The sequence below is a fragment of the Sporosarcina sp. FSL K6-1522 genome (assembly GCF_038622445.1).
In the GTDB taxonomy this organism is placed as follows: domain Bacteria; phylum Bacillota; class Bacilli; order Bacillales_A; family Planococcaceae; genus Sporosarcina.
This window is the reverse complement of sequence record NZ_CP152019.1, coordinates 2,304,548-2,323,751: the sequence shown is the minus strand read 5'-3', so window position 1 is coordinate 2,323,751 and position 19,204 is coordinate 2,304,548. Positions and strand designations below refer to the sequence as shown.

30 protein-coding genes are annotated in these 19,204 nt (G+C 41.0%); 3 read left to right on the top strand and 27 right to left on the bottom strand.

The genetic code is table 11. The features are described 5' to 3' along the window. Nucleotides 1–63: 63 nt before the first annotated feature. Complete coding sequence (gene ezrA, locus MKY34_RS11420) at nucleotides 64–1,755, bottom strand: septation ring formation regulator EzrA (RefSeq protein WP_342510632.1); 1,692 nt, start codon at nucleotides 1,753–1,755, stop codon at nucleotides 64–66. Nucleotides 1,756–1,931: 176 nt separating this feature from the next. Between ezrA and MKY34_RS11415 the strand changes: the two genes are divergently transcribed. After that, entirely contained in the window at nucleotides 1,932–2,411 is a 480-nt protein-coding gene (locus tag MKY34_RS11415; RefSeq protein ID WP_342510630.1) for a GAF domain-containing protein, read from the top strand. Between the two features lie 50 nt (nucleotides 2,412–2,461). Here MKY34_RS11415 and megL read toward each other — a convergent pair whose 3' ends face one another. Further along, nucleotides 2,462–3,673: a methionine gamma-lyase gene (megL, locus tag MKY34_RS11410; protein WP_342510628.1), complete on the bottom strand. Its 1,212-nt coding sequence runs from the start codon at nucleotides 3,671–3,673 to the stop codon at nucleotides 2,462–2,464. A 327-nt stretch (nucleotides 3,674–4,000) separates the two neighbouring features. On the opposite strand from megL, the gene rpsD reads away from it, so the two are divergent. Further along, nucleotides 4,001–4,603: a 30S ribosomal protein S4 gene (gene rpsD / locus MKY34_RS11405; RefSeq protein ID WP_342510626.1), complete on the top strand. Its 603-nt coding sequence runs from the start codon at nucleotides 4,001–4,003 to the stop codon at nucleotides 4,601–4,603. 208 nt (nucleotides 4,604–4,811) lie between these two features. Here the strand turns inward: rpsD and MKY34_RS11400 are convergent, their stop codons facing one another. From MKY34_RS11400 to MKY34_RS11385, 4 genes are read right to left on the bottom strand one after another with little or no spacing between them, the layout of a single operon-like run. Next, nucleotides 4,812–5,141 carry a YolD-like family protein gene (locus MKY34_RS11400; RefSeq protein ID WP_342510624.1) on the bottom strand — a complete coding sequence of 110 codons (330 nt, stop codon included), beginning with the start codon at nucleotides 5,139–5,141 and terminating at the stop codon, nucleotides 4,812–4,814. Continuing rightward, nucleotides 5,138–5,350, bottom strand: a complete 213-nt coding sequence (locus tag MKY34_RS11395) for a hypothetical protein (protein WP_342510622.1) — start codon at nucleotides 5,348–5,350, stop codon at nucleotides 5,138–5,140. The genes MKY34_RS11400 and MKY34_RS11395 overlap by 4 nt, the downstream gene beginning before the upstream one ends. Further along, nucleotides 5,322–5,711, bottom strand: a complete 390-nt coding sequence (locus MKY34_RS11390) for a hypothetical protein (RefSeq protein WP_342510620.1) — start codon at nucleotides 5,709–5,711, stop codon at nucleotides 5,322–5,324. The genes MKY34_RS11395 and MKY34_RS11390 overlap by 29 nt, the downstream gene beginning before the upstream one ends. Continuing rightward, nucleotides 5,711–5,929, bottom strand: a complete 219-nt coding sequence (locus tag MKY34_RS11385; protein ID WP_342510617.1) for a transcriptional regulator — start codon at nucleotides 5,927–5,929, stop codon at nucleotides 5,711–5,713. The genes MKY34_RS11390 and MKY34_RS11385 overlap by 1 nt, the downstream gene beginning before the upstream one ends. Nucleotides 5,930–6,060: 131 nt before the next feature. On the opposite strand from MKY34_RS11385, the gene MKY34_RS11380 reads away from it, so the two are divergent. Then, nucleotides 6,061–6,408: a hypothetical protein gene (locus tag MKY34_RS11380; RefSeq protein ID WP_342510615.1), complete on the top strand. Its 348-nt coding sequence runs from the start codon at nucleotides 6,061–6,063 to the stop codon at nucleotides 6,406–6,408. Between the two features lie 56 nt (nucleotides 6,409–6,464). Here the strand turns inward: MKY34_RS11380 and MKY34_RS11375 are convergent, their stop codons facing one another. The 21 genes from MKY34_RS11375 to MKY34_RS11275 form a co-directional block, all read right to left on the bottom strand. Continuing rightward, nucleotides 6,465–7,232, bottom strand: a complete 768-nt coding sequence (locus MKY34_RS11375; RefSeq protein ID WP_342510614.1) for a peptidoglycan DD-metalloendopeptidase family protein — start codon at nucleotides 7,230–7,232, stop codon at nucleotides 6,465–6,467. Further along, a complete protein-coding gene (locus MKY34_RS11370; RefSeq protein WP_342510612.1) occupies nucleotides 7,232–7,696 on the bottom strand; it encodes a phage holin family protein in 465 nt (154 codons plus the stop codon). Before MKY34_RS11370 ends, MKY34_RS11375 begins: the two co-directional genes overlap by 1 nt. Before the next feature lie 121 nt (nucleotides 7,697–7,817). Further along, nucleotides 7,818–7,961 carry an XkdX family protein gene (locus MKY34_RS11365; RefSeq protein WP_342510610.1) on the bottom strand — a complete coding sequence of 48 codons (144 nt, stop codon included), beginning with the start codon at nucleotides 7,959–7,961 and terminating at the stop codon, nucleotides 7,818–7,820. Continuing rightward, nucleotides 7,961–8,275: a hypothetical protein gene (locus MKY34_RS11360; protein ID WP_342510609.1), complete on the bottom strand. Its 315-nt coding sequence runs from the start codon at nucleotides 8,273–8,275 to the stop codon at nucleotides 7,961–7,963. The genes MKY34_RS11365 and MKY34_RS11360 overlap by 1 nt, the downstream gene beginning before the upstream one ends. 10 nt (nucleotides 8,276–8,285) lie before the next feature. Continuing rightward, complete coding sequence (locus MKY34_RS11355; RefSeq protein ID WP_342510607.1) at nucleotides 8,286–8,861, bottom strand: hypothetical protein; 576 nt, start codon at nucleotides 8,859–8,861, stop codon at nucleotides 8,286–8,288. A gap of 11 nt (nucleotides 8,862–8,872) precedes the next feature. Then, nucleotides 8,873–9,160 (bottom strand): hypothetical protein, encoded by a 288-nt coding sequence (locus MKY34_RS11350; RefSeq protein WP_342510604.1) that lies wholly within the window; start codon nucleotides 9,158–9,160, stop codon nucleotides 8,873–8,875. Beyond that, nucleotides 9,161–9,976 carry a putative phage tail protein gene (locus MKY34_RS11345; RefSeq protein WP_342510602.1) on the bottom strand — a complete coding sequence of 272 codons (816 nt, stop codon included), beginning with the start codon at nucleotides 9,974–9,976 and terminating at the stop codon, nucleotides 9,161–9,163. It lies immediately after the preceding gene. A 4-nt stretch (nucleotides 9,977–9,980) separates the two neighbouring features. Further along, nucleotides 9,981–10,322 carry a hypothetical protein gene (locus MKY34_RS11340; RefSeq protein WP_342510600.1) on the bottom strand — a complete coding sequence of 114 codons (342 nt, stop codon included), beginning with the start codon at nucleotides 10,320–10,322 and terminating at the stop codon, nucleotides 9,981–9,983. Further along, entirely contained in the window at nucleotides 10,319–11,359 is a 1,041-nt protein-coding gene (locus MKY34_RS11335; protein WP_342510597.1) for a baseplate J/gp47 family protein, read from the bottom strand. Before MKY34_RS11335 ends, MKY34_RS11340 begins: the two co-directional genes overlap by 4 nt. Next, a complete protein-coding gene (locus MKY34_RS11330; RefSeq protein ID WP_342510595.1) occupies nucleotides 11,360–11,794 on the bottom strand; it encodes a DUF2634 domain-containing protein in 435 nt (144 codons plus the stop codon). It lies immediately after the preceding gene. 1 nt (nucleotide 11,795) lies between these two features. Then, entirely contained in the window at nucleotides 11,796–12,197 is a 402-nt protein-coding gene (locus tag MKY34_RS11325; RefSeq protein ID WP_342510593.1) for a DUF2577 domain-containing protein, read from the bottom strand. Beyond that, nucleotides 12,197–13,174, bottom strand: coding sequence for a hypothetical protein (locus tag MKY34_RS11320; RefSeq protein ID WP_342510592.1), 978 nt, complete (start codon nucleotides 13,172–13,174; stop codon nucleotides 12,197–12,199). Before MKY34_RS11320 ends, MKY34_RS11325 begins: the two co-directional genes overlap by 1 nt. After that, nucleotides 13,174–13,602 (bottom strand): hypothetical protein, encoded by a 429-nt coding sequence (locus MKY34_RS11315; RefSeq protein WP_342510590.1) that lies wholly within the window; start codon nucleotides 13,600–13,602, stop codon nucleotides 13,174–13,176. The genes MKY34_RS11320 and MKY34_RS11315 overlap by 1 nt, the downstream gene beginning before the upstream one ends. 12 nt (nucleotides 13,603–13,614) lie before the next feature. After that, nucleotides 13,615–15,609, bottom strand: a complete 1,995-nt coding sequence (locus MKY34_RS11310; protein WP_342510588.1) for a hypothetical protein — start codon at nucleotides 15,607–15,609, stop codon at nucleotides 13,615–13,617. Between the two features lie 196 nt (nucleotides 15,610–15,805). Next, complete coding sequence (locus tag MKY34_RS11305) at nucleotides 15,806–16,192, bottom strand: hypothetical protein (protein WP_342510586.1); 387 nt, start codon at nucleotides 16,190–16,192, stop codon at nucleotides 15,806–15,808. Nucleotides 16,193–16,206: 14 nt separating this feature from the next. Next, complete coding sequence (locus tag MKY34_RS11300; RefSeq protein WP_342510584.1) at nucleotides 16,207–16,641, bottom strand: phage tail tube protein; 435 nt, start codon at nucleotides 16,639–16,641, stop codon at nucleotides 16,207–16,209. Between the two features lie 13 nt (nucleotides 16,642–16,654). Then, on the bottom strand, nucleotides 16,655–17,713 hold the full coding sequence (locus MKY34_RS11295) for a phage tail sheath C-terminal domain-containing protein (protein WP_342510582.1): 1,059 nt from the start codon (nucleotides 17,711–17,713) through the stop codon (nucleotides 16,655–16,657). Nucleotides 17,714–17,719: 6 nt separating this feature from the next. After that, nucleotides 17,720–18,175 (bottom strand): DUF6838 family protein, encoded by a 456-nt coding sequence (locus tag MKY34_RS11290; RefSeq protein ID WP_342510580.1) that lies wholly within the window; start codon nucleotides 18,173–18,175, stop codon nucleotides 17,720–17,722. Next, nucleotides 18,172–18,597, bottom strand: a complete 426-nt coding sequence (locus tag MKY34_RS11285) for an HK97 gp10 family phage protein (protein ID WP_342510578.1) — start codon at nucleotides 18,595–18,597, stop codon at nucleotides 18,172–18,174. Before MKY34_RS11285 ends, MKY34_RS11290 begins: the two co-directional genes overlap by 4 nt. Continuing rightward, nucleotides 18,594–18,920, bottom strand: coding sequence for a phage head closure protein (locus MKY34_RS11280; protein WP_342510576.1), 327 nt, complete (start codon nucleotides 18,918–18,920; stop codon nucleotides 18,594–18,596). The genes MKY34_RS11285 and MKY34_RS11280 overlap by 4 nt, the downstream gene beginning before the upstream one ends. Further along, nucleotides 18,917–19,204: a head-tail connector protein gene (locus MKY34_RS11275; RefSeq protein WP_342510575.1), complete on the bottom strand. Its 288-nt coding sequence runs from the start codon at nucleotides 19,202–19,204 to the stop codon at nucleotides 18,917–18,919. Before MKY34_RS11275 ends, MKY34_RS11280 begins: the two co-directional genes overlap by 4 nt.

Below are 19,204 nucleotides of genomic sequence, written 5' to 3'. Positions count from 1 at the left end.
TCAATCATCTATTGCGTCCCTGTGTAATGGCATCTAACTCGAAGGAATTCCTTCTGATTCAAGTTAAGCATGCTCTTTCACAAGTTCCTCGATGCGCTTCATCGCACCTGGTTCTAATTCTTCAACTGCCGTTGCCGCCTCTTCTAATGCTTTCGCGTAACGGAACTGCATAAACGATTCTTCGGCTTCCAAAAGACGTGCATGAATTTCCGGATTAGACGTTCGATATCGATTACCATATTGAATAATCCATTCAATAAGCATGACATTTTCAAGTAACTCTTCGACTTTCACGCTAACATCATCCACTGCTTTTTGTGCATTCTCCAAGTATGAATCGACAACAAACATGTTAAGAGGGACTTCCTGTAAACTTTGCGTCACGATATAAATCTGCTCATCCGCTTCTTCAAGATGTGCCTCCATATCATCTGGAATGCCTGGAATATTCCCTCTATGCAGCTTCCGTTCAATATTTTGTAAGTTTCGAGATAATTCGTCCAGTTTTTCACGCACATTATTTTCATTGATACGTAAGTTTTTCAGACGGTTCGCAAAACTTTCCCGTTCATCCGCAATTTGTTCCAACTCTTCAGTAATACTTTGCAATTCATCCTGTAAACCTGAGTAAGCAGAAAGCTGATCCTCAAATCGGGCTGTCAGCACTTCAAAACGCTGATCGATTGCCGTTATTTTTTTCAGTGCTACTTGTGGAATTTGCGCTTCTTTCTCGTCTAGTCGATAACTTTGTTGAACGAAAATCGCTTCGTTTAAAGTATCTTTCGTCACAGCGATTAGGTTGGTTAATTGCTCCGCAATCTCCTCATAGTGTTCATCGACATAATGTTTTGCATTTACTTCATTCTCCAGTGCATCATAAAACGAATCGATCCAATCGTTCAATTCGATTGTTCGCTGTTGAATCGGTTCAATTTTAAGTTCCACCATTTTTACTAGCATCTCTTCCAGTTCGGCCTCAATAGCAGCAAAATGCTTTGGCAATTCGAGATGCCCTAAGTAATAAGCGTTATCTTCCATTTCGCGTACACCGTTTCGGAGTTCGCGGATGGTCGTCGGAATTTTATGTTGCAGCTCTGTCAATAGTGTTGGAATGTCATGAATAAGTGTAAATAATCGATTTCCTTGTTCAGACAATGAAATCACGATTTCCCGCGCAAGCAGATAATTGCCATTTGCGGTTAACTCGTCGTATTCATTCAATTTCGGATTAAAGGATTCTAATTCCTTATCAAGCGGATCTGCCGTCTTACCAAATGAATGTTGATGCGCAAGAACGGTCTTTCTCGCAGCACGATACTGGTCTTTCAATTGTTCAATTTCAATCCGATTTTTCTCTTCACTGCCGACTAATTCGTTTAGTTCATACAAAATGTCATTCATTTTTTTATCGCAAAATTGGGTTTTTTCCCGAATTTCTTTTTCGATCGCTGTTGCTTTTCCGAAACGGAATCGGTCGACTGCATCTTCCACATCGAATAATAGTGAATCAATTGTCGGCATATGTACATCCATCACTTCTGTCCATTCACTGCGCCAGCGTTCGAATTTCTCCTCGGTTTCACCCGTCATATTCAATTGTTTCACTTTCGTCAGCTCTTCTAAAATCGGTTTATGTTGAATCTGTAGCTTTTCTTGTTCCAACCGGTTGATTTCTTGAAGATGTTTGCGTCTGAATAAGAAAGCGATTGTTGTTAGTATGATGAGTATAATAATTGGAATGATGAAGTATTTCATCGTGGTCCCCCTGTCCCGAGTCGCTATACCATGATATTATCCTATATAGTACCACGTTTAAAGACTTTTGGTTGCGAAAATGAATGATTTTTAGCGAAAAGTCTGTGATACGCCGCTACAATTAGCCAATATCACGTATTGGACGTATACTATTATGAAAAAGAGAGGTGTTCATAATGTTCGTAAAAATGGATTATTCAACTGATGCACAACAAAGCTACGAACAATTAGCCAACCAATTAGACGTATTGTTAACGGGTGAAAAAAATATGTATGCTAATTTGAGCAACGCTTCCGCATTGGTCAATCAGTTTTTTGACCGTATTAATTGGGCTGGCTTTTACATGATGGATGAACAACAACTCGTACTCGGCCCTTTCCAAGGTCTTCCTGCTTGTATTCGCATCCCACTCGGAAAAGGAGTTTGCGGTACTGCAGCGCAAAATAAAGAAAGTATCATCGTAGCAGATGTCAATGCGTTTCCAGGGCATATCGCTTGTGACGCAGCTTCACAATCAGAAATTGTCATTCCCCTGCTAAAAGAAGGTCTAGTGCTCGGCGTGCTAGATATCGATAGCCCCGAGTTAAACCGTTTCAATGAAGAAGACCGCATTGGCCTTGAACGCTTTGTTGAAGTGCTCGTCAAGCATCTTTAAACGATAAATCCAAACCAGCTGCCTTAATATTCTCAAGGCAGCTGGTTTTCTTACAAATGTTTCGTCATCATCATTTCAACCACTGCAAAAGCCTGCGTGAAATCAGCAATCAAGTCATCCGCATGCTCTAAACCAACCGACAGCCTTAACAAAGAATCCTCAATCCCCATTTGCCTACGCTCTCCTTCTGGAACACCCGAATGTGTCATCGTTGCTGGATGCTGGATAAGCGTTTCCGCGTCGCCAAGGCTAACCGCAATTTTAATGAGAGAAAGACGATCCATTAACAACTGTGCGCCTTCTTTGCCACCTTTTACTGTGAATGAAATAATGCCACCGCCCGCCAGCATTTGACGTTTAGCAAGCGCATATTGCGGATTATCGACGTCAAAAGGATAATAAACCGCCTCGACCAGTTTCTGTTTCTTTAAATAGGCAATTAGTTTTTCCGCATTCGACGAATGGCGTTCCATTCGAATCGACAACGTTTTCAAACCACGAATTAAGAGCCATGCATCAAACGGCGAGATTATGCCACCATAATCTTTTTGCACAGACATCCGAATCGACTCAATCTCTTCCTTATCATTCCCAACTAGTAGCCCAGCAATGACATCTCCATGTCCATTAATATATTTTGTTGCACTGTGCACCACGAAATCAGCACCGATGTCCAATGGATTTTGTAAATAGGGTGAAGTGAATGTATTATCGACAACAACACGTAAGCCATGGCGTTTTGCTACATTGGCAACAGCCTGAAGATTCACAAGTTCCATTGTTGGATTGATAGGGGTTTCTACATAGATACAAACCGTTTCAGGTCGAATCGCTTGCTCAATCTCTTCTTCCGTATCCATGCGAATCAAATCATGCGTAATATTGTACTTCTTTTGCATGATGCTAAGAAGTCCGAATGTGCAGCCATAAATTCCCCGTGAGCATAAAATATGATCACCCGTTTTAGTCAAATGCACAAGAATCGCACTAACAGCTGCCATCCCTGAACCAAATGCTAACGCTCCTTTTCCATTCTCGAGTACCGTCATCCGTTCTTCCAAGACGCGCACCGTTGGATTTCCCAATCTCGAATAAATATTTCCTTCTTCCTCACCGGAAAAGCGGTTCTCACCTTGAACGGCTGTTTCAAATACGTATGTCGATGTTTGATAAAGTGGGACTGCGAGACTTCCATGATGCGCATTTGAATCATAACCACTATGGATAACTGTCGTATCCTTGTGTAAATAATCCTCATTCATCTCTATCCATCCTTTCCTTATCACAATCTTATACTCCTACTTCCATTTTACATTCTATTCAGGTAAATAAAAAGAATTGTAACCGACAGCAGATTGCAAGGTAGAAGCTTGACTCACTTAGATATACTTGTTATGATGAAAAATGTGTAAAATAGTTGCAGCAGTTGTGTGTTCCAAATTGTCCAGTCTATTCCTTTTACAAGGTGTATCGCGTAACTTCCTGGCTGCGGAAGCGAAGATGCAAGATGATAGAATGGCATTTGGATTGAATACATCTGGTTCTTATTTTACAACAAAATAAAACCAACAACAGAGGAGGAGTCATTCATGGCTCGTTATACAGGTCCAGCTTGGAAATTATCACGTCGTCTTGGAATCTCACTTTCAGGAACAGGTAAAGAAATCGAAAAACGCCCTTACGCACCAGGACAACACGGTCCTAACCAACGTAAAAAACTTTCCGAATACGGATTGCAATTACAAGAAAAACAAAAACTTCGTTTCATGTACGGCGTAAACGAACGCCAATTCAAAACGATGTTCCTTAAAGCAGGTAAAATGCCTGGTAAACACGGTGAAAACTTCATGATCCTTCTTGAAACTCGCCTTGATAACCTTGTATACCGCTTAGGTCTTGCTCGCACACGTCGTGCAGCTCGTCAACTTGTTAACCACGGCCACATCTTGGTTGATGGTAAACGCGTTGACATCCCTTCTTACAGCGTAAAACCTGGTCAAGAAATCTCTCTTCGTGAGAAATCTCAAAACCTTGACGTTGTAAACGAAGCAATCGAAGTGAACAACTTTGTTCCTGAATTCGTTTCATTCAACAACGACACTAAAGTCGGTCAATTCGTTCGTATGCCTGAGCGCAGCGAGCTTGCGGCTGAAATCAACGAAGCACTTATCGTTGAGTTCTACAACCGTTAATAATAACGTGTTGAAAGCAGTGGAATCTAAAACCCCGGAAGTTGATTTATATCAACGTTTCTGGGGTTTTTCCTTTTATCTAGAGTATGCAATTTATCGAAATGAATTGAATTGATTTGGGGGACGTCTGGGGGACTGAAAAAGCAGGCAGGCGCATGGCAAATAAAATCAAACGTACCACCTTCTCAATCGAGTTGGTGGTCGTTTTTTAATCCCTGCATTCAACTTTGATTATATCGGTAGCAGGAATCCGGTCATCCCCGAATGGACCTTCAATCGATATGGTATTTAGCCGTTGGTCAAGGGCTGTTATTTTTCCAATGTAGGGGCTTTCGCTCCCATTTTTCCACACTGTAACTATAGCTTCACTTTGGCGTTTGTATGCCAATTCTACTTCCATTTGGATTGCTTCCAGCTCCCACTCATCAAATTCTGGTTTCTTGGTCAATTGATCCTGTTCGTGCCACTCGATTAATTTCACAACATGCTCCGGCAACATCAAGCCTCGCCATTTTATATTTCCTCTGTCACGAATCATCTGACGCACTCCGTGATTCTAAGTGTTCGTGGCCTTGAATCCGCAAAATCGATATAACCTTTTTCTCGCATCCGATCTAAATGGCCGTGCACAGTCGATACAGATTTAAGGCCTACTCCTGCGGTAATCTCCCGCATTGTCGGTGAGTATTTATTTTCTTCAATATAAGTTCGAATGAAATCATAAATTCGCTGTTGTCTTTCTTTCATTGTTCAATATCCCCTTTTCAAAATAAATTGACATCAACTCTTCTGTGTGATTACGTAGCCGGACGTTTAAATAGCGCCGAGTATCCTCGTTATCTCCATGGACAAATGCATACTCTGTAAACGTGCTATCTTTACTTTTTTTAATCAACTTCATATTTCTGTTTCGTGCATAAATATTTGTCTTCTTTAATTCGGTCCGCGCAATCTTTAATGCATTTTCAACAATATCGACATATGGACCTTTTAGTTTAAACGGGCTAATTTCAATCGTTTCCCTGTCTCTTTCCAAAATCTTAATGACCATCGGTAAGTAAATCATGTTCTCAAAATGAGGTAACATATCATGCGGAATAAACAGCATTAGACTACCCTGCTTTCTTTCGTGATGACGGGAACAAGCGCAAGAACATTACCAATTAAAAAAGTTCGTTTGGATTGCCGTAAATAGCAAAACGCCCGAAATGAACCCTCTCCTACTTGGATTACCTTCATCCGCCGCTTACTAACTCCACCGTTCTTATCCATATACATCATATCTAATAGCTGGTACCCCATCGACTTTATCAATTGATTACGCACACTCGTTCCCCTCCTTGTTTCTAGTATACAGAATAAATGTTCGTATGTAAAGCAAATAAAAAAGACATCCAAGTATAGTCAGTTCGGACAATATGTCGTACGATAGGACTAATACAAAGGAGGGGTTTGTTATGGCTGCTAAAAACAAAGTGATTGCTGGGGATTACGCAGGGAAGAATATCATCCATACGTTAGGGACTGTCTCTATTGCAACTGGGTTATTTAAAACGCTAGAAATCAATAAGGATACGATAAAAGAATATGAGGTGTTAGATGAGGAAAGCCGTAAAAGTGCGACAAGTGCTGTTGGTCGTGCATTTGTAGGTGGAGTTATTCTCGGACCTGTCGGATGGCTTGCTGGGCTGTCTGCTAAATCAAAAAGCGCGCACACGGTCGCTATTGAATTTAATGATGGAAAGAAAAGCTTGATAGAAATTGATAAAAAAGTTTACTCATCTCTTGTTAAGAAAATGTTTTGAACTTGTTGAAATAAAAAAAGGCGACTTACTCAAATTGATGAGTAGTCGCCTTTTACTTACTTCTTATAAGCATCATCGTATCGTTTGAGTACTGTCGCAAACTGTTCTCGTGTCAATGGGTCCCCTGGGCGCTCTCCGTTCATCAGCTTCTTATCTGTTGCCCATTTCCATGCATCGGCATGAGTAGCACTTGGTTTGTTATTAGTCACAATAACTTCCTCCTTCTGCTTTGTAAATTTTTCTAACGCTGCCATTGTTGCAAGTCCAGCCGAGCCATCTACTACTAGCCCGCTAGCTTTCTGAAACGCCTTAACTGCCGCTAATGTACCTGGACCATTGATTCCATCAACCGCAACCTTATGGCCGGCATTTATGAGTAGCTGCTGTAATACTTCAATGTCTGGATCAATCATGTAATGCACCGGATTTTTGGCGTTCGAATACTTGTTGTTCCAGCGCCCTGTATGGACCTCAAAGTGTAGATGCTGCCCCGTGGAGCCCCCTGTGTTACCCATTATTCCGATTGTCTGCCCTGCCTTGACTGATTGTCCTACTTTCACGTTATAAGAGCGCAAATGAGCGTATACCGTCTCATACGTTTTGCCACCAATTTTATGGACAATCATAATTGTATTGCCATACGTCCCAAACGTACCGGTACGTTGCACGCGAGATACAGTGCCGCTAGCCGCTGCTAATACTGGCACGTTGCCCGTCTTGGCTAAGTCGATGCCCCAATGCATCGTAGACGGCTTTTTCGTAACTGGGTGGGTACGCATACCGAATGGTGACGTGATACGCCCCTCACAAGGTTTGATGAACATTACTTGCCACCATCCTTTTTCTTCTGTAGCTGTTCATTCACTTTATTTCCAGTCAACTCTTCCTTGAATTCATCAGGAAACGACTGCTTTTCTTTTTGCAAGTCAATGACTTTCAATTTCTCGGCTAACGAGGTTGGGACCAAGACACCCAGCTCCGCCATATTTTCCGTGATCGAGAGTCCTTCATTTGCGATATAAAAAAGAACGGTCGCATATGTAATCGCTCCGTTCAGGTTGAGGATTTGATCAATGACATTGGCCAAGATGATAACCACGAGAATTAGCATCTTTCGAGCATAGCCAAAAAGGCTCTTTCTCGTCCACAAATTATTGTTCTTCCAACCTTTTGATAGCCCAGTAATGATGTCCAGCACCATCAACAATAATAGTAAATGTAAAAACTTAACTCCACCAAATAGATACATGTGTGTAATTTCTAAATAATCCAGATTAATTCCTCCCATGCAAATCACTCCTCTATACAAAATAAAAAGAGCACCCGGTTAGGGCACTCTATTGAACATGATATTATCTTTACTGCTGCACATAATGGTCCGATTGCGAATTTGAACAAAATAAAAAAGCCTACTCAGCGTATGCTTTACCTGTAATTTGTTCAAATTCTTCTGAAGTAATTTCTCCATACGGATTAGACTCTGTTTTGACAACGATACGAAGTTGATCAATTGTCACGCATTTAGCGTTGTATGCAAATTTCCAAAATGCCATTATGAGACACCCCCTTTCATTAACATTAAATCAATCTTGACCTTTGCTAATTCCGATGTAAGCAAAGTGTTGGTTGCTTTTAATTGCTCATTCTCCTGTAGCAACCGCTTAGCATTTGGGTTATTTCTGATTGCGGAATGACTGGTTAAATTTTTGTCAACGTCAACGCCATTGACCCAAATAGTCCACTCGAACTCATCGCTGACTGTAAAATTCTCTGAGACAGCATAATCGTAATCACTTGAAACGGTTGGTTCACTTTCATGAATTTCTACTACTTGCTTTGTTTGTTTTTGGTACTCTAAATAAGCCATATTAAACCTCCTATTCAAGCCATACTTTATAAACATATACAGTTCCCGACCCAGCGGCATTGTAGTATTGACCGATTGTCAGATAATACAAACCGCTCAAAGATGATATGTCTAATTCTACTTCCGTAGGTGTGATATATTGAGCGGAAAAATCTGCGTGTGCTACAAAACCACTACTCGCCTCCTTAGCATCTCTTACTGTTTTTAATCCCATTCTAAAGGGTCTTGATGTCGTTGAACTTGTTTTCGTTATTAAGCATTTTACTTTTTTGAAATTAGTAACGTCGACTTGGTCGTCTGGAGAAAATACAGCATTATTGGCAGAACTATTGCCGCATTGCAGGAATACATTGTCGACATTAAAAGTGACCGTTCCGCCAGCATCTCCAATCGTAACTTTAGAAACTGGCACTAATTGAACGCCGTGGTCATAAAGCATCCTCAAATACTGAATAAATTCCTTCCAAGCTCCGCTTATATTCCCTTTTGGAATCACTTTTTCTTTCCAAGCCCCTTGAACTTTTTGCCAAACATTATTTACCTCTTTAAAAGTACCTCCGACGTTCACCCATGTTTTCTTAGTCATTCACCTCACCTCTATTCATATTGGAAATAAATATCTCCGTCGGTCCCACCTGTTGGCTCTGCTGTTCCAAAGGTTATTTTACGTCTGTTTTCTGCAGGTAAAGCGCTTTGCTTACCATTCCAAGACTCGCGCTCTCCCGTTTGCAAATGCTTCGTATCATCCGCCGTATGCGTCGCAAGACTTTCCTTATTTTCAGTGATTGCAGCATCAATTAAATCTGCATTTTCGTTTAAATCATCGACATTTACATAGTCAGTTAGATCGGGTTTCTTTAATTTTAAATTTGTTGTTTCTTGCAATTAGATCACCTCATCCCATATTCTCAAATCATTCCAGTTCATATTGGACACCTCGCCCCACAATCTACTAGTCAACGATTCCCACGGATTAAAAGTAAATGTATAAGTTACGCCTAGATGCGCTGGAATAACAATGTCCAACGCATTTTTTAAACCAACAATATTGTTCGGAATACCTTTCGTTCCAATAAACTTGATTTCGAAAACGCCGGGAACATCAGTCTTTCTTACGTCCACTTCACCATTCGAGTATGCGCTAGCGACCGACTTAATCGTTTCTTCGGTCGTTTGGTCAAAGCTTGCACGATAGCGCGAATAAATCTGCTCTCGACGTTGGTCGTATCTTAAATTCTTTACCGTTTCGATTCCCAAATCACGTTCAGATAAGGGCAATGACTCTATAGCTGTGTCAAGAAAGATGTTACGTTCAGTGACTTCTAATCTTTGTTCAGCGTTTCGGAACTCACGATCATAGGCTGTTAACGCCTCATTAAATACGCCCGATTTTCGTTCATATAACGGAAGGTATTTATTCATTTCAGATTTATAATCACGTTCAGAAACAACGATACTGACAACCATTTCCGTACGCGTCTGGATAACTATTGGGGATTGGACAATCTTCACGCCTGTTGTTTCTAATTCAGTCGTAACCGTCGCTGTTGTGTACGAGCGCTTAACGACAACACCAGTAGATCCTTGTTCCGTTTCAGTTTCCATTAATGCTATACGAAAATCTATCCACTGGTGCGGTAATAGTTCACCCCATGTTAAAATACTGACTTCTTGCCATTGTTGTTGTTCGATGACATTCACATAATCACCTCAGTCGGACAATCAGATAGTTTTTCGGAATCTTGTATTGGCTGGATATATCGATATTTTTCACGAATTCAGCAGGTGATTTGAATAGCAGGTTTCCGCCAGTCAAACTATCCAATATTCCAATGTGTGTAATATCTCCCCACGCCTCTCCGGCAATCGGGAAAAGAATATCAGCATTGTTGGACGTCTGCCCCTCTGACGGCGCTGTGAAAGCCGATGATTGCCTTTTATAGCTTACTTGACTGATTTCTATGTCGCCGTTAAATAATGCGATATACACTCCTTGAAGGTTGTCCGTCAATACTTTGTTTTTCAGGTACACGCTCATATGGTTCATTCATTCACACCTCCCATGATTGCCACTTCTTCATCGCCGATTGGAATATTAGCAATACCCCCATTGACAAGTAAATCAGCATAATCAAGCACACCGTCACTATCAATGATTTCACTACCTGTTTTGGCGTAACTGACAAAGGTAGTTTTAAATGCGATATCTTTGAGATATTTGGCTATGTTTTTCGTAATATTTTCTTTGGCTAACGCTTCTGTATATCCACCGGCTAAACTCAATGTCGCTATTATATTAATAGGAACACCAGAAGCGCTTATAACTAACAATTCTTCGACACCGAACGGCATTTCTTTACGTATGTGAGCGTCGACATTAGCAACCAATTCGACGCTAGCGGGTTGTTTATTGCTATCAATGATGACTACTTTCATAGTTAATGGACCATTAAATCTAGGGATCACCCTTACACCGCCAACACCTACAACTTCTTTCGCCCATTCTTCATAATGATATTTGTTACCCGCTTTGCCAGGTCGCTGTAACTTATCGTAATAGCGCTGCCTCAACTCATTATCTGTTTCAGCTTCATAGCCATTCATGACAGGTTCAGGGTTATAGACATCAATTAATCCTGGAATAGATACTGGGAAATGATTAATAGCACCAGCAGGAACGTTGCCTACTATTCCGTACGCTTGCGCTTCAACCAATACGTGCATTAATCCACTTTCATCAATTGTTTTATTTTCCAAAGAAACGTAATAAACATTGTCCGAACCTACGAAGTCATTGATTTGAATCGATGCACCGGAAGAACCAGAAATAATAACAGTGGTCGTTGCAGTAGTAGCCGGCTTTCTTTTTCGTCCTGTTCGCTGATAAACAAAACGTGTCAATTCATCGCCATAAAGATTCTCTACATCCATCTTACTTTCCACAACATGGATTTTCTTCTGTTGTTCTGCAAATTCGATAGCAGCCACTTTGGTGGAATCAAATATAAAAGAGCCATTGGACTTGTCATAGTCATCGTCCACTTTTGTAAGCATACGTTCATGGATCTGTTGTTCTGTTTCCATCTACATGATCACCTCCATGTCGAACGTGTTGTACATTGGAGAATTTACACGGAAAAATATTCTCATCCATTTACCGTCACGTTCAAACGACCAACTTTCCAGACTGTCGATATAAAGACTTGAAGTGAGTGATTCAGTGACTTCCCGTTCAATTTCCGCTTCAATGAATGCCCGTGGAAGGTTCATTCCAATTAGTTCTTCTAATATAATGCCGTACTCCGTATTGTCGTAAATTCGAAATCGATAACGTTCTGTACGCATCGTTTTTTCAATCCACATTTTTAATGATTCGATACCATGTAATTCGACCAATTTTCCATCCTTTAATACAAAATCACCTTGGTTGAAATCATAAAGAAAAGACTTACCAATCGGTGGCAAGTCTTCTGGTAATTGCTCAATATCAAATTCTAATTCTGTGATTTTGGGTAGCATTTCAGAACCTCACCGCCTTGTCAATTACGTAATAAAGCTGGCCGTCTGAAACTGGAACAAGAATCACTTCATCACCCTTAACAAGCGTATCAGTCCATTCGATAAGCGCATCCTCATTGGTTAAGTTGACGTAATGCTTGTGATTACTAGCGCCTTGACCACCATCGTTTACCGTTGTCGTTTCGCCCCAATCAGTTTCTTTAAACTTGATTCTGCGCTCATATCCATTAAGCAGATGGGACGAAAAAATCAACCTGCTACCATCAAGTGATATGACGTCGCCCAATGCTATTAATGGTTTTGGTGGTGGGGATACAACTGTACCGGTAGTGATGGATAATGGTGTTTTTTTGTCACGATCTTTAAGCATTATTGCCAGTTCTGTCAGTCCGTCATTTGCCATTATCTTGCCCCCAGTCCTAGACTCATTTTGTGGATTCCGCCACTAATCGTGTGGCTCACGTCATTGATTAAATACGTTCCCTTGATTCCAGTTACCGGCTCGTTTACTACCAATAACCGCCCGGCTCGAACACTATCATCACCTAGTAGTTCGATGCTAACTTCTTCCGATACTTTTGATAGTTCCTTTAATTCATTGCGGGCAATCTCAGCAGCAGAACGTTTTTCATCTTGATCCAACTGTACGACTTTTTGTAGTTTCCCGTATTTGTTAACCATCGCAGTATCATCACGAGTTAAAACTAACTTGTCATCGTTGCCAACTACTTGAATTGAGTTAACCATGTCAGCAATACTCCGCTTGCGAGATGGGCTAGCAATAGCGTTGGTGGCATCCATCAGAAATGCATCTGGAAATGGTTTAAACATAGCTTTAATGACTAAATCACCTTGTCGCTCAATGAATAGCTTCCCTTGCCGCATTTCCATAAGATATTTTACGCCAAGTTTTTGTTCGACAAACTCTATAATTTCTTTAATAATATCGCTTGGTGCATCGTCCGGGAAAATCTTATCGATCCCAACTGGCATGGAAACAATATTTCCAATTGGTACACCAAAGTCATTTACAACTTTTCTTATACATTGATCGGCACGCATTTTTCTAAATTGATAAATGGATGATGATTTATTTAAGTAGAACGCAAAATCGAATGCTGTATATCCAATTGGACTAATTCCGCTTCTGTCTTCGTCTACAATGAGTGCCCTAGTTATTTCATAATTGGCATTCTTCAATACAACCATATCGCCAATTTCACAAGGGTTTTTCGGGAAGTGCTTAACATCATTGAAAGCAATATCAAACGTGATTTCTTCACCTAGTTCATCTTTATTGCTTCTTCTTGATATAGTACCAATCAAAGGTGTGATATTCGTCATAGTAGCGCCTTTCACAACCCACAATTCGTGCGCCATCATCTCACCTTCTTCGTTTTCAGCTGAATCATTTTAAATTCGGAAAGCGTCAAAGTGTAGTAAATGTCACCAGATCCATCTTGATAGCCATATTCAAAGTCATCAATAGTCATTACGATATTAATCGGTGCTCCTGTTGCAATCAAGCGGACACGTAGCTTTCTATCACGCCAACTTTCTATGATTTTCACATAGTCCCACCGTAATCGATTCTCACCCCTTGCAAACGGGTAATGCTTATCATGATGAGGAAAAAATGAAGCAATCACAAGTGACTTCAAGCCACGTTCGCCGAAAAGCTTTATATCGCCCTGATTGATTGTAGTGAAATTTTCATTATTTACTGGACTAGAAATCTTAAATTCAGACGGAACAATAGGAAGCTGAATGACTTCAGCTCTATTATTCACACTAAGAAATATGTCCATCATTCAACCTCCTCACATGTTTGCTAAACGTAATTTAAGCAGTGGTATCAATTCGTTTACAATTTCATTGACGGACTTGTTATACCCATCAATTTTGATAACGACATCACCCTTCGGCATATTTTTAATTAGCTGAATCAACTCTGATAACGCTTGAATCAATTGCGCTAAACCTGTAGGTGTTGAAACATCTGTCGTTTGATACGTGTATTGTGTTGTTGTGCTAGTTTGAGCACTACCCCTCACGCTTGGTATACCTTGATCAATATTATCGATTGATAATCCTTGCTTTCGTAAATTGCGAGACTGCGTAGCTGGTACAACCATTTCATCTTTATGGAGTTCCGCGACATAACCATCGTATGGTACGCGATTCAATCCACTTGCGTGGGAACCGTCTACTCCTCCACCCCCACCAGATTTCATCCAATTAGGCATACTCGGCATTTTAATCGTTGGCATTTTAAAATTCTTGAATGCCCCCACTAGGCCATCCCACTTTTCTTTAGCTGAATCCAAGAAAGATGTCAGTGGACTAAAGAAATTCGATACCGCTGTTCCTGCCGCCGACATCGCTTCACTGATCCCTGTTTTAACGCCCTCCCAAACTTCTGAGGTCCAAGTCTGCAAGGCTGTCCATTTCTCTTTAATGACTTCCCATAACTCGCCCGCTTTAAGTTTTATCGTGTCCCAGTTCTGCCACAGAAGGATTCCTACGGCAACGACAGCACCAATAGCAAGCGCTACCCAACCGAGTGGAGATATGAGCAGTGTGCCATTTAGTAATGCTGTGGCAATCTGCACACCCACGGTTACACCTTTCCAAATTGTTGTCGCAGCAGTTACAGCAACTATCCCAATCTTAAATGCTGCTATTGTTGCGGCTACTCCAGCGACAACTGGTCCAATTAATGACCAGTTGTCTTTGATGAAGTTATACATTTCCGTAGCTTTATCAACGGCAAATCCGATGCCCTCCACAATGCCGGGGAATGCAACATCTTTCATCCAATTAAGTCCTGGTTGTGCTGCTGTATACATCTCTACTACTTTATTCCTGACACCGGGTAGAGCGGTATCCTTCACCCAAGCAAGTCCAGGTTTAATAGAGTCAAATGCACCTTTTGCAATATTTCCAAATCGACTGAATCCGCCAGTAATTTTATCCGCATCGACATTTCCAATCCACTTCGTTAGGCTTTGCATTCCTTTTACGACTGGACCGAGTATTGGTACACCTAGATTCCCTTTTAATGTATCCCACGAAGAACGCAAGTTTCCCATCACGTTCTCGAATCCATCACCTTCGCGCGCCGCTTGTCCCAACGCGCCGGACAACTTGTTTCCATCCTCAACCATTTGCAATAGTGTTAATTGCTTTTGTTCTTCACTCAGCTTCTTGAATGATTTACCGTACAATTTATTTGCCGTTGCATTCCTGGTTGTTTCAGTGGCCGAAATACCCAATGCCGCATCGTTTGCGTAATTCCCCTTTAAAAACGATTGCAAACTCTCGGATACATCCTCAATGGACCTGTCATAAAATGCCGAACTATCTGCTGCGGCCAACGTTGCTCGTTCAGTCAACTCTAATGCTCCGGCCGTGTCCATTCCTGTCGTTTTAGCAAACGCCGCCATTCCTAAGAAACTACCTTTCAATCTATCGGATAGCATGTTCGTTTCATTCGATACTTTAGCTAAACTACTTTCCGCTGCTGATTCCATGCCTTCGAATACTTGTTCAAACTGCGCTGACATCGCCTGGGCTGATGCTGCACTTTCAACCATGCTTACACCAAGATCCTTAATTGCGTTGACCCCCATGAAAGCCGCCGCCATTCCTACAACCCCTTTGGCAACAGATGAGAAGTTTGAAACAGCGGAATTTTTAAATCGACCAATTTGATTGCCCGTTCGTCGGATGTTCCGCTCTACATCGGACATCCCGCTATTGAAGTTGCTACTATTTAGCCTTAATACAGCGGATATGACACGATTTCCAGCCATTCATTTCTCACCGCCTTCATACAAAAAAGAGAAAGCTATTGGGTAGAATCCCATTTAGCCTTCTCTTCTTCAAAGTGTAAATCCATGCTTGCTTGCATGAACATCTTTTCGACAATCGGTAAATCCAATAGATAATCCATTGAATGTCCTTTATGAATGTAGTGATGAAGAAAATAAAAATCATCATCACTTTTGATTAGTTTTTTAAATCATCCACCGGGGTGACTTTTGCGTTATATCCCGCAAGAAGCATACCTTCTTGAGCGATACTAGTAATTTCACCGATTTCTAGAATCTTCGAAATGATATCGGTGGGTTCTACACAGCCATATGCTTTTTGCAAATCAGCGTCTCTTAGGTTCGGTTCAGTAATGATGTTATAAATAAAATACTCATCCGGATTCCCTTCGAAACTGGCATCAGTCGATAACTCGATAGTATCCATCACTAGCGATCGTTCAGCGCGACGAATGGTAATCGTAGAACCTAAACGATCTACAAGAAGTTCTTTTGTAACATTTTCTTTTGGTTGAATCTTTTCTTTATCTTTAATCAAATCGGTCAAAGTTAATTTTTTTTTCATGCGTAATATCCCCTTTATGGTGTGATTAAATCAATCATGTCGTAATCGGCAAAGTTAAATGATAACTCTTCCGTCATAGTCGTTTTTTGTTCAAATTTCATCAACGTAGCTTCATTAAATGTGACTTCATTGAGAGCCACACGTTCCGAGCCAAAAGCGTCTGGATCAGCGAGCTTTCCCACAATGCTAATTTCGGGGACGATACCCTTTTTAATCGCTTCTGCTAAAAGTGCAGCACCACGACTATATACTTTCTTTACAGTCATAGAGCCCTCGCCATTCCACCCTATCATCTTCTTGTGAGTGGCCAAGTCTTCTGCCATGTTGACATCTTCGTAGTCCACGTTCACTTTCGCTTCAAACTCTTCAATGTCGAGCCATTTGTCATTATTTACCCATACAGCTCCAAAAGTTCCATTGACCTGCTTATTCGCACGAATTTTACTCATTCACGTAACCTCCTTAAATTTCGATATTAAAGTCAAGATCCTCAATGGTGTCAACCACACGGACCTTGCCTGCTAGGAACACATGACGTTTAAACGCACTTTCTTTTACTTTGTCATCGTCCCAGTCACTTATATCCACGCCTGCTGAATCCCATGCCACACGTTGCGAATCGACATCAACCCATGCCGCATTTTCGGCGTTGGGATCGAGCAATTCCAATCCTTCCAATTCGGTGAAGCCCCGATTGATTTCATTCAAGAACAGCACTTGATTATCATAGATGTTCGGCACTTTACCGATATAGTTGTCATTGAAATTGTCATAGATTTCGTCGTGAATCATATCCAGAATTTCGACCACACGGATTGACTTAAATTCTTCGTTTTTCTCGTCTTCTGGTGTAATCGTTTTAAGGCTGTTCACGCCACGACCGATTTTTATTTTTTCCCCGTCATTAATAAGAATCAATTCACCGTTATCTACTGCTGCATCTGGATCGTCAATTTCTTTGACGGCCGTCACTTCGTCAAGCACAAAATAAGTGGACGAACGGTTAAATGGCAATCCAGCTAACACTCCTGCAATTCGCGCCGTGTATGCAGCTGTTGTGTAGTCTTTATCTCCAATTTTTATTTCTTCCGCAGTAAAATCAATAATTGATTCGTGATTGGCTGCCGTATTCGGTAACACCGCTTTAAATCTCTTCCTGTCTTTTTTGCGTCTCGCTTTAATCCACTCAACAATTTCCTGCGTTTCCGCATCTTGAATGCCTGGAATTGCTAGATAATCGAAGCGTTTATTCCTTAATCTTCCAAGTGCTTCCTTGTAATCTGCGGGCGTTGTTCCGACACGCTCAACAATTACCTTGCTAGCTCCACCTGCCAACGATTGTGTAATGGAATTTACGTTATCGGTCGTCCAGCCCTCAATTTTTTCATCAGGCTTATAAACAAACGTATCTCCGGTTTGCGTGTCATCCTTTAAAATCAACGCAACAATTCCTGCAGACGAACGTTTTGGTTTACCTTTTAATTTTCCGAAGAAATTAATATTGATTTTTGGTAGCCCCAAACTAAATCACTCCTTTTCAAAATCTAGTTCTTCCATTAGTTCTGTCGGGTGTTTATCCAAGAAGTCCTTCTGGTCTTCAGTCACCCATTCCAAATCACGAGCCGTAGAAAATTCCATGTCGAACGAACAATTCAACACGCCGTCATTCATAAACGTTGTGAGTTCGTCCACATTTAAATAGCGATCTTTTACTCCTAGCTTTAAATCAAACAACTCTTCTAATGTTTCCTGCATTTCCAATACTTCAATGGCGTATTCATAGCGATCCGATGGGAAGTAATAAATGCGTACGGTCAGGGATTTTTCGACTTGCGATTCATTCCCCGCTCTATTCGCATTATCTAGTTGCACAAAAAAAGAAGGTCTATTAAAGCCTTCTTCCACATCACTACTATTGATTTCAATGCCCGTCTTCTTGAGTTGACGGTTGACTGCAATTTTAATATCTTTGTATGTGATCATAGCTTTCCATCCCTTAACAGATCATCCAACCAATCCGCAATCATTTTTTCATATTGTCCACTATTCCCGAATTTCTGTATCCCCTGTTCCATTACATTTTTTCCGGGAACAAAACCAACTTCTACGCCACCTCTTACCAACCTGTATCCGTGTTCAATCAAGTGGGCGTGGGGCGCGCTATTAATTACCCGCACAACAAACTGACCATCTGGATCTTTAAATGCTTTCCCTCGCTTGAATCGCTTGTGGTAGTTCCCTGATTTCTTTTTCACCCTACTGCGGGCTTCCTTGGCTACCACTGTTCGGGCTTTGCTACCAACTTTCCGCATGATTTTATAGCTTTCACGAGGAAGTCTATTTTGTGTCACATCCAATAAATCACGTTGCAACTCAGTCAGACCACTTATGTCGAAATCCATCATTCTATCAACTCCTGACAAAAGATTTCTAGGCTTTCATTTGCAAAATAAGGATTGAGGATATATTTAATTTCAAATCTATGACCTCTGAAATGAACCTGCATATCTTTTGTAATCGTCATACCCGATGAATAACGGACAATCACCTTGTGCGTAACATTCGTCAGTATTGTTTCCGCTTGTTGATTCTGCAAGCTACCTGTCTGAGGAACAACAGATGCCCATAAATCCATAACTTTCATAAACTTATAGGCTGTTTCTCCAAGTTCATTTTTATACTTAACGTTGCCGAATATATCCACACGATGGGGCATGTCATTTTTCACGCAATCGCCTCCGGTTCCGTGTACGAACTTAATAGAGAGAGTAGCTTTTTCATTTCTTCAAACGCCCCAGCAAACTTCTCCCCTCCACTCGCGTCAATGCCAAAATTCGCCTTACAGTAGGTAATAACCGCTTTGCGAATCAACGGATCTTCATCAATGATTTTAACCTCTAGTACACCGACTTCTTTTAACAGAAGTTTAGCAGTATCAATGAGTTCTGTTAGTTCTTCGTCATGATATGTTCCATCAATCCGCATTGCGTTCTTAACTGAATTTAGCAGCAT